The sequence below is a fragment of the Echinicola sediminis genome (assembly GCF_054777495.1).
Genome location: NZ_BAAHAP010000183.1, coordinates 1 through 4,040 on the forward strand (window position 1 = coordinate 1; position 4,040 = coordinate 4,040).

A 4,040-nucleotide genomic window follows, 5' to 3' on the forward strand; every position below is an offset into this window, starting at 1 on the left:
GTGCTGCATATGCAGAAGATATAAATACATTTGCAAAGTCCATTGCTGTTTCGTTGGATTCTTCCGATTCGGCTGCCAAAATAAATAGTCCAATCAGTACTATTCTAGGATCATTTAAATCAGTAAAATCTTCTCTCAATTCTTCATTATCAATATCATAAAAAACTAATAGTTCCTTTGTTCCCTCTACCAGCGGTTGGAGAGACGTGTTGATTTCCATTTCGTATGTTTTTCTTGTTTCTTTTGACAAATCAGTCTTTGAATTAATTTGGATTTGTTGATTTTCAACTATTCCCTGAATCGTAGGGGTAGTTTCCCTAACCAAACTCTCATATTTTGTCAATGCAATCTGTTTACTTAAATTAGTTTGTATCGTCTCATTCTCAATTTGACAGGAATGGATGATAACTACCCCTAAAAGGATAAGCAAATAAATAAAAAACATTCCTATTACATTTTCTTTTGCTGAGTCCTTGTTTGTATCTAAAAATTTCATCTCTCTTTTGATTTTGAGTTTAAAAATAATTTTTGATTTTAATATAGATCTTAAACCACCCACTCATGACCTTTCAAGTCAACTGTGAATTTAAATGGCCTAATTCAACTCTTTTTAAAAAGTACCCATTGCTTACTCCATATTAAATGATGTTTTCGAAATTCTTCTGATAAGCTAAGCCTTCTTATCTCAATTTGACTGTACGCTTTTATACTTGTGGACTACTATTAGAAGTACCTTAAATGTGGCAAAATCAATCACAAAGAATCTGCGTTGATCTGCGAGCTCTGCGGGAAACACTTTGTGAATTTTGAAGCTACAGGCATAATTGCGTACAATCATGTATCTCAATTAAAAACCCCTTACTTTTCTTCTGAACTCACAATAACAAATCTGCAAACACCTACCCAATTTCCTGACAGAATGGTAGATGACCCTTTCTAAAAATTAACCGGCTAAAAATAGGACTGTTAAATGACCTCAACATTAATTTAACGAAAAAATGTAAAACATAAAACTTACAGCAAACATTAATTCATTTATATTTTTCGTCTTTACATTTACAGAAACAGCATTTTCCCCAAAGGATATCCAATGTTTATCCAAATCATCAAACAGAGATTACTAACCTTTTATAATTGACACTAAATGTCATTTTTTATTTATTCATTTCGCCATTAGTGACATTGCGCAAATAAATAAAAATTAATACTTTCCTAGATGAATTAAGTGCTCAATTGAAGGCTTTCTTATAAATAGGAAAGCATAAAGCCTATTAACTTAGAATGTCCAAAATTTATATGACTATAAAACCGCATTCATCCATTGAGAATATTTGTTAGAACCTGATTCGTTTTAAATGTAAATGTACACCTTTCACTCCATAAAAGAATTGCTAAATGCTTTAGCAATGGGCAAAGAGTTACTCGGTGAGATGTTTGGCAAACGTAAATCGTTTGATTATCGTTACGACCATGCCATTGAACTTATTGAGGAAAATAAATTGTCCAACCTGATTGAAAAGGGTATTGTTATCCGAAATGGGCAATACCTTGAAATTGAAGACCAACTCCTCTCCTTCTTTGAGCAAATATTAGATGTCAATGAAGAAATCAATACCTCATATATCAGTGAGCATTTCGAACTGCTAAAGGAAAGCATTGATTATTATCTGGCTGAAGATAGCGAACACAGGAAGTACAAATACTTAAAAACTATCAAGGCTTCACTAAGAAAAATGGGCTTTATCTGTCTGCGTAATATTGTTGACCTTAACCGGAACATAGACAATACTTTTAAAACTGAACCCAACTACAAGATAAAAATCAAGAAGCTTGAGAACTACGACGAGCGAAGGCTTTATATTAAACAACTCATTACAAAGACCGAACAATTCCTTTCTGAAGATGAGCTTACCTTCTTCACTTCCGCAAAGGATGATGAATTGAACCAAATTATTACAGAATTACGCTTTCAGTTACAGGAAGCAAGACATAATCTAATTGAGACTGAAAAGCAAATCATTGATTTCCTAAACCAGGTGAAACACCAAAGCAAAATCATTGAAAAAATTCGCCAGGTTAAGTATTTAAAAGACCAGTTCGAATTAGAAAGCAAATCCGATATCATTCTGCAGCTAAGTAAACTGAATCCCGTTGCATTTGAAAACAGGCCTACCTTTCCTTTAAAACTATCCTTGGACATACTTCAGGATGATGAAACTTATTCAATAATAAAAGCACTAAATGAGAAAACAAATAATACAGTAAAGCTGAAAATCCCTCTTGCCGGTGCCATTGACTCCAATTTTTTCGATGATACTGAGGAAGCCGATGTGTTTATCGATTTGGATAAAATGAAAAGCAATTTCTCAGCATCAGGCTACAACCTTCTTGACTTTGTTTTGCAGTACGATTATCCCAAAGAAGTAAGTTTCGAAGAAATGGCAACCTACTATTGTCAACTAATATCGCTTTATGAAACCGATTTTCAGTTCACAGATCAATATGTAACTCACAGAGGAACCGAATTCTCTGTGGTTTACCCCAAATAAAATATTTATGGCAACAAATAACTTAAAGAAAGACGTATTTGAACATCTGAGTAAAGGAGGATTTATCTGTTCAAACAGTTCAAAACCTCAAATTCAAAAGTTGTACAACTATATCGAGGAGAACTTTGACGATCTTGAGGAATATTTTATTGACATCAACTTCATTCTTACACAAGGGGATGAATACTATCATTTTACCCGACCGGAACAAAAAGTAGATGTATCCCGCAAACTTGAACAGGCTTTTAGATGGATTGATATTATTGATTTTTTTAAAAGCTATGATTCATCTTTTGGTTCGGGTTATCGTTTCGAACCTCAGGAAATATCGGTTCAACTAAAAGTTAATGCCACATTAAAAAGTAAACTAAAGGCTTTAAGAAAATATACACAAGAGGACAAAGAGTTAGACGGAATAAAGAAATTGGTTGAAAGGTTGAGAAGTGATGGTTTCGTAGAATTGGAGAATGAAATATCAGATTCATATAAAGTAATAGCCTCATTTAGTTATCTGGAAGCACTAATATTAAACATTAACCTGTCAGAAGAAGTACAAGATGAGATACCTGAATAAAATAGTATTTATTAATAGTGCTGCTATTCCATATGCTGAGATCCAGTTAGATGGCAATATTCATTTTATAGGTACCCAAGGGGTAGGTAAAAGCACCATCCTCCGTGCCATCCTTTATTTTTACAATGCCGATTCCCGAAAGTTGGGTATTCCAAAAGGTCCAACTGTTAAAAATTTTGCGGATTGGTATTTAGGCTATGGTAACTCATTTGTTATTTATGAAGTTGCAAAAGAAACAGGGGCATTTTGTATAATAGCCTATAAGTCTCAAAACAGGCTGTGCTATCGCTTTATCGATACATCATATAAAGCCGAATACTTTATTAAAGATAACGGAGAGGCCTATAGTAACTGGGATGCCATCCGTGAAAAACTAGATGCTGATAGAATAAACATTTCATCCATAGTCAACAGCTATGATCAATATAGGGAGATTCTATATGGCAATTTCAAGGGCAAGAAAGAATTTAAAAAGTATGCCTTGCTTGAAACCAAACAGTATAAGAACATTTATAGAACCATTCAAAACGTATTTTTAAATACTAAACTTGATGCCAATGAGATCAAGCAAACCATTATCTCTTCCATAGAAGAAAACCATATTTCCATAGATTTGGATAAATATCAACATCACCTAAAAGGATTTGAGACAGAACTTAATGACATTAAACGTTTCCGTTTTCCCTCGGTACAAAAACAAGCTGAAAACGCAATTCTAATGCTTTCTGCCATAAGGCATATAAATAGAGAACAAAAGACTTTAGTAGGGCAGTTAAAATATAGATTGGAAACTATAGAAAAGGAAAAACCTGAACTAAATGACCAAAAAGTTCAACATGTGGGCATTCTGAATTCCGTAAAAAAGACCATCAATCATGAAAAAGACTTATTTGAGAAGCGCAAAGCAAAAATCAATG

Annotated in this window: 4 protein-coding genes; 3 read left to right on the plus strand and 1 reads right to left on the minus strand. The window is 33.4% G+C overall.

Annotation, left to right across the window (positions count from 1 at the left end; translation table 11 throughout):
- Window positions 1-496, minus strand: a 496-nt coding sequence (locus ACYVAA_RS22355) for a hypothetical protein (RefSeq protein WP_460546182.1), incomplete at its 3' end; no start/stop codon positions are given.
- 910 nt (window positions 497-1,406) lie between these two features.
- On the opposite strand from ACYVAA_RS22355, the gene ACYVAA_RS22360 reads away from it, so the two are divergent.
- The 3 genes from ACYVAA_RS22360 to ACYVAA_RS22370 form a co-directional block, all read left to right on the plus strand.
- Entirely contained in the window at window positions 1,407-2,549 is a 1,143-nt protein-coding gene (locus ACYVAA_RS22360) for a hypothetical protein (protein ID WP_460546184.1), read from the plus strand.
- 7 nt (window positions 2,550-2,556) lie between these two features.
- A complete protein-coding gene (locus tag ACYVAA_RS22365) occupies window positions 2,557-3,123 on the plus strand; it encodes a condensin complex protein MksE (protein ID WP_460546186.1) in 567 nt (188 codons plus the stop codon).
- Window positions 3,107-4,040, plus strand: a 934-nt coding sequence (locus ACYVAA_RS22370) for an ATP-binding protein (protein WP_460546188.1), incomplete at its 3' end; no start/stop codon positions are given. The genes ACYVAA_RS22365 and ACYVAA_RS22370, both read left to right, overlap by 17 nt.